The following is a 6,127-nucleotide window of genomic DNA, read 5'->3' on the forward strand; positions in this document are numbered from 1 at the left end:
CGCCCGGGCGCGTCGACGGACGATCACCGATGTAGCAGGTGAAGGGAATGACGACCGTGGCCAACTCCGATGCGGCGAAGCTGGCTGTCCTGATCGACGCGGACAATGCCCAGCCCGGCACCATCGACGGACTGCTGGCTGAGGTCGCCAAGTACGGCACCGCCCACGTGAAGCGCGCATACGGCGACTGGACCGGCACGAACTTACGCGGCTGGAAGGAACAGCTGCTGACCGCGTCGATCCAGCCGATGCAGCAGTTCGCCTACACCACCGGCAAGAACGCCACCGACGCGGCGATGATCATCGACGCGATGGACCTGCTCTACACCGGCCGGTTCGACGGATTCTGCCTGGTATCAAGCGACAGCGACTTCACCCGCCTCGCCTCGCGGCTGCGCGAGTCCGGGCTGACGGTGTACGGATTCGGGGAACGCAAGACACCGGCGCCGTTCGTCGCGGCGTGCGACAAGTTCGTCTACACCGAAAACCTGGTCCGGGTAGCCAGCCCGGCGAGCCCGGTTGGCACGATGGAGAAGCCGAACCCGCGACGATCAGCCGCCGAGTTGAAACAGGACACCGGACTGGTGACCCTGTTGCGCAGCGCGGTCGACGCGGCGTCCGATGAGGACGGCTGGGCGCCGCTGGGCGCGGTCGGGAACATCATCCTCAAACGGCGCCCGGACTTTGACGCCCGCAACTACGGCTACCCGAAACTGTCCGGCCTGATCGAAGCCACGACGCTGTTTCAGATTGAGCGCCGTTCCGCGCCCGACGGGAAGGCCAGCGTCGTGTATGTGCTGGACGATCGCCAGCGGCCCGGCCCGGATCTTCGCAACGGTCAGTAGCCCATTCCGCGGTGCAGGTCGTCGCCAAGGCTTTCATGGCGACCGTCGTACTCATCGGCAGCCTCGTCGCGGCGTGCCTCCTTACCGTCCTTCTCGTCCTGGAGCTGCTGGGTGCGGGCAGCGACGCCGCTGGCGAATTCGTCACGCAGGGCGACGAGGGTGTCGCGGCGGGATTCAACGGTCAGCATCGCATCCGATGCGGCGTCCTGTGGTTCTGGCGTGGTCATCAGCTGCCTCCATTGGGTAGTGATCTGGTCCCAGGCCACGGCTTTGGGACCATGGCCGGCGGGTCGCAGGCCGAGCGGGGAGGCGGCATCGGTGGTGGTGATTCCGTAGGTTTCACGGTACGCCGCTGCCAGCCGGACAGCCTGATCCCAGTTCACTGCCTGACCGGAATCGCCCGGCCGGTGACCGAGCTGCGCAATCCACCGCGGCTGCTCCCGCTGCGCCTGGTCCAGTAGCTGGTCGGCGCGGGCGGCGATCTCGCCGTTGAGCCCGTCCAGCCGTTCCAGGGCACCACGGTGCTCACCGGGCGCTCCGAGGTCCGGCTGGGCTTGCCATGGGAGCGCGGCGTGCAGTCCTTCGCCCGCACGGTGGCGGTCGGCCAGCGCGGCCACGAGCGCTTCACCAGCACGCCGGTAGTCGTCGGCGCCGTCCCGTGAGATGCCATCGGCCAGACGTGCGAGGGCGTCAGTGAGGGCCGTGTCGGCGTCGACGCCGATAGCGGTCCCGCCTGCGGCGTGACGCCACACGATGCCCCACTGCTCGTCGGTGACCGTCGCGTCCGGCAGGCGCCCGGCGACGATGCTGCGCCACCGGTCGACTTGCTCGTCGGTCGGTGCCCCGATGCGCGCCGGCGGCCGGTGCTCGCTGACGTGCTCGGCGATGCGTTTGGCGAGGACGGCAGCCGGGTCGCTGGCCCAGGAGAACCCGCTCTCGTCGGCGAGCTTGCGGACCAGCCGTTCGGCCTGCCAGCCCTGATCCTGGGCGTTGGCCAGCGCGTTCAGGACGGCGGGCTCGGCGGCGGCGTTGACCGCGTCGGGGACGTAGCGGGCGAGGACGTCGAGGTAGCGGTCTTCGTCCCCGTCGCGGGCCAGCAGCTCGTAGCGGCGGATGAGCACGTTGAGGGGCTCGAGGACGACGCGTTCCTCGGCGTGCTCGAACTCGGTGAACACGTCGTCCATCCGGGAGGTCTGGTCGGCTGTGTGCGCCTTGACAGGTGAGGGCGAGGCAGACGTGGGCGGCGGCGCTCCGCCGAAGGAGTCCCACCGCGCGGACAGCGTGCGCCAGGCGTGCGCCCTCGCTCCGTGACTATCGGGCTTACCGCCCAGTGGCGCTTCGCCCTTGATGCGGAAGGTTTCGCGGTAGGCGGCGACCAGGCCGACCAGGTCGTCCCAATCCTCAGCAGCGATCGGGTTGTCAGGGCGCGGCCCGAGGTCCGATACCCATGCGGGTTGATCGCGGATCACCGCGGCGCGTAACACTTCGACGCGGTCGGCGATGGCGTGGTTCATCTCATGCAGATACTGGGCGTGCCCCGGGTGGTGCCGGACGTGGGCGAAGTCCGGGCGGGCCAGCCAGGGAACGGCTCGTACGTGGGCCTCGCCGCGTTCGCCCCGGCGCTGCAGTTCGGTGGCGAGAGCGGCGTCGGCGTAGCGGTCATCCGGCATCGGATCCGGCACCACCGGACGCCCAGCCAGCTGGTGCGCGACGGTGGTCACCGCGGCATCGATGTCGAACCCGACCGCCAGCGCGCCGGCCGCGCGGATCCAGATCTTCTCCCATTCCGGGTTTTCGACGGCCACGTGCGGGGCGATCGCGTCGACGATGCCCCGCCACCGGGACACATCGGCCGGTTGGGGTGGTGCGGTCGGTGAGGGCGGCCGGCGGCGTTCGAGGTGCTTTCTGATGCGTGCTTGCAGCGCCGCGCCGGGGTTGTCGGCGTCGTCGAGGGACAGGCGCCAGCGCACGACGGCGGTGACGAGCGGGTCGGGTTCCCAGCCGAGGTCGTGGGCGTTGCGCAGCGTCTGGATGAGCGACGGTTCGCTGTCGAGATCGACGGTGGAGGGGGCGTGACGGCTGAGGATGTCGCGGTAGCGGTCCTCGTCGCGGTAGGTGGCGGTGTAGTTGTAGCGCAGCACCAGCGTGCCCATCGACACCGCCTCATCTTGGGCCTCCCGCAACGTTTCGGTCGCCGAAACCTCGGCGCCGGAGTGGCTCAGCACGCCGGTCAGCACCGACCGCGGCGACACTGGTTCGGGGGTTTCGCGGTGCTGGTCGATGACGTGATGGTGGGTGACGACGTAGGCGAAGTTGCGGAGCATGGCGCGGGTGATGCCGGGGTAGAACTGCTCGCGGGTCATCGTCGGCGGTACCAGCAGGTGCGCGTTGCCGGTGCTGGTCATGCCCTGGACTCGGTTGATGGTGGCGGCGTAAGCGAGCTCGACGTGCGCTTGGACGTACCCGGCCGGCAACGTGATCGCAGCCTTGTGGACGCGGTGCTGGACGGTGATCTTGCCGTTGGCGTGGACGTCGGTGACGGTCCAGATGTCGCCGTTCTTGACGAAGTCCTTTCCGCCGAACAGCGAGAGCAGGCGCTGGTTGTGGCGGGTGACGACCCAGTCCCCGACGCCGGCGTTCGTGGCGTCGTGCAGATCCACCTCGGGGCCGCGGTCGATCGCCCCGCGGCGCAGGCGCAGTTCGCGGGCTTCGATGTTGAGCGCGACGGTGTCTTCGTTGGTCGGGACGATCAGCAGCGACTGGACGCCGGCGTCGAGATCGGCCTGCCAGCGTGAGCGCGCGGCATCGCGCATCGTCTCCAATGACCCGTTAGCGACTCGGCCGGTGTCGAAGTAGTACTCGAGCCCTTTCGGATTCCAGGCCCGGATCTGTAGCGACGCCGCGGCCTGCTCCTTGCGGTCTTCGCCGCGGAACCGCACGACTTCCCGGAACCGGACGGCACCGACGTCGTGGGCGATCAGCCGGATCGCACCGCCGGCCTCGACCGCGGCCAGCTGCGCGTCGTCACCGATCAGGCGTACATCGGCGCCCTTGTTCAGGGCGTACTTCACGACCTTGTGCAGCGTGTGGGTGCCGGCCATCGCGGCCTCGTCGACGATCACCAGGTCCCCGGCCTCCATCGGGAACGCGACGCGCGCGAACCCGAACCGCAGTGCGGTGGTCAGCTGATGCAGCGTGTGCGGCTTCGCCCCGATCGAGGAGCCGAGCTCCTGCGCCGCCCGAGCGGACGGGCCGAAGGCGTAGACCCGGTGCCCGGTGCGCCGCCACGCCGTGGCCAGGACCTTCATCGCCGAGGTTTTCCCGGCCCCGGCCGGGGCCAACGCGAGCTGCACCCTCCGGCCGGAACGAGCGAACTGGCGCACCATCTCCGTCTGCCCGGCGTTGAGGCCCTGGCCGGCGAGGGACTTCTCGATGGTGTCGACGCGCAGACGATGGCCGCCGCCGCGGCGCGCCCAGGCGAGCAGGTCGCCTTCGGCGGCGAGGGTCGCCGTGGTGGTGTAGCGGGCGGAGCGGTGCTCGACAAACACTGACTCGCCGTCTCGGCGGCGCAGTGAGGCGGGTTCGTTGACTGCGGTCGGGCCGACGAGGGCGAGGGTGTCGGGTTGGGCGAGGATGGTGTCGACGACGTCGTCGACGAGCTGTTCGCGCTTGTCGACTGGCACCGTGAGGTGCGCGGTCTGGCGGTGGGCTTCGGCGGCGAGGTTCCACCAGGAGAAGTGGCTGTAGTTGTCCGACACCACGTCCCGCGTCGCCTGCGCTAGCTTGGCGATGTCGAACGCGTCTGGCTCCGCGCGTCCGCTGAGGAACATGCGATCGGCGAGGCTGTCCAGGACGTTGGCTCGCACGAGGGTCAACGCGTGTTCACGCCATGCCTTGAGGTGTTCGGGCAGTGTCTTCGGGGGTTGTTTGCCGGGCCGGTTGTCGTACTGGGCGGCGCGGTCGATGGCGAAGATGTCCTTCGGTGTCGGCTCCTTCCCGTGCTTGGCTTTGAACTCGACGATGCGCTTCGCGCGCGCGGCCTTGAACTGGCGATGCCGCTGGGAGAACAGCTTCACCAGCTCGACAGGCAACCCTTCGAGCTGCCACACGGGGCGTTTCACGTCGACACCCTCTGCGCCGCGCTGCACCCAGGAGGCGCCTTGCTCGCGGAACAGGTCGCGCAGCCGGTTGTCGAAGTGCTCCGACGCGGCGACCGTCGCAGCGAACATGGTGCGCCCGTCGAGAGCAGACCATTCTCCGTCGTCGCTGCGCTGCACCTTCGAGGAGATCAGCACGTGGAAGTGCAGGTGCGGGTCCGCGGCGCGGGAATCCCAGTGCTCGAACATCGCCGCGGTGATCCCGTTGACGTCGACCTGGGCCTCACCCATGTTCCCGCGGCGAGTGAACGCGATGTTGCGTTCCATGTATGACACCGTCTCCATAGCCGCTTGGCGGGCCATGTCGACGATGAGTTTTTGCCGGTCCGGCGAGGCCATTGCCCACGCGATGGAGACGGACTTGTCCGGAGCGAACACCGCCTCGTAACCGGAGACCGCGGACTTGAGGTTCCGTTTCTGCTCGGCCAGCCATTCGTTCAGCTCTGTGTCGCTGACCGGGCCCTCGCCGTCATGGGCTTTGCGGTAGGCCTGAATCTGCACGCCGCGGCGGATCTCGGCGCGCGTGGCTGCGGAGATCGGCGCGCCGATCGGGCGGCCATGCAGGCGGTTGTGGTCCTTGTACGCCTGCGAAACCTGGGAGCGCAGGTGATCCAGCGCGGAGTACTGCGGGAACCGCCGACCCAACCGAGTTGCCTTCAGCGCCTCGGCGGCGGTGGCGCCGCCGGCGATCATCTTGGCTTCGATGGCGTCGGCGTTCGGGTGCCGGCCTTCGCCGAACAGGGCGTTCATCTGGGCAGGAGTGACTGTGCCGGAGAGTCCTAAGTGCTCTGCTCCGGCGCCGAACCATTGGCCTGCCGGGTAACCACGGGAGAGGTAGTAGTCACTTAACAGCTCGCCGGGCTCGAGCTCACGGCTGCGATCGGCGCACGCCACCGTGTTCGTGAGATACTCATGACCACCAGGGCTCAGCTTGCGCAAGCCCATCATGTCCACATCAGACTACGCCGAAAATCTGGCGAAGCCCACCTGGTTCAGAACGTCTGCAAGACGTGCTGTGTGCGGGGTAGGGGCGGGCTGGGGTGAGGTGGTGGCGGTGGCGTGGTCGGCGGGGGGAGGGGGCGGCGGGGGGGCGTGGGGGGGGGGTGTGGGTGGGGGGCGGGGCGC

At 68.9% G+C, this 6,127-nt stretch carries 2 protein-coding genes; one reads left to right on the plus strand and one right to left on the minus strand.

All coding sequences use genetic code 11. From position 1 onward, the window contains the following. Positions 1-47 precede the first annotated feature (47 nt). A complete protein-coding gene (locus tag VA596_RS42450) occupies positions 48-845 on the plus strand; it encodes an NYN domain-containing protein (protein WP_323335349.1) in 798 nt (265 codons plus the stop codon). Here the strand turns inward: VA596_RS42450 and mobF are convergent. Next, entirely contained in the window at positions 839-5,950 is a 5,112-nt protein-coding gene (gene mobF, locus VA596_RS42455; RefSeq protein ID WP_323335351.1) for a MobF family relaxase, read from the minus strand. The two genes, VA596_RS42450 and mobF, sit on opposite strands and share 7 nt — an antisense overlap. Positions 5,951-6,127 lie beyond the last annotated feature (177 nt).

It is taken from the genome of Amycolatopsis heterodermiae (assembly GCF_034929455.1).
Lineage (GTDB): Bacteria > Actinomycetota > Actinomycetes > Mycobacteriales > Pseudonocardiaceae > Amycolatopsis > Amycolatopsis heterodermiae.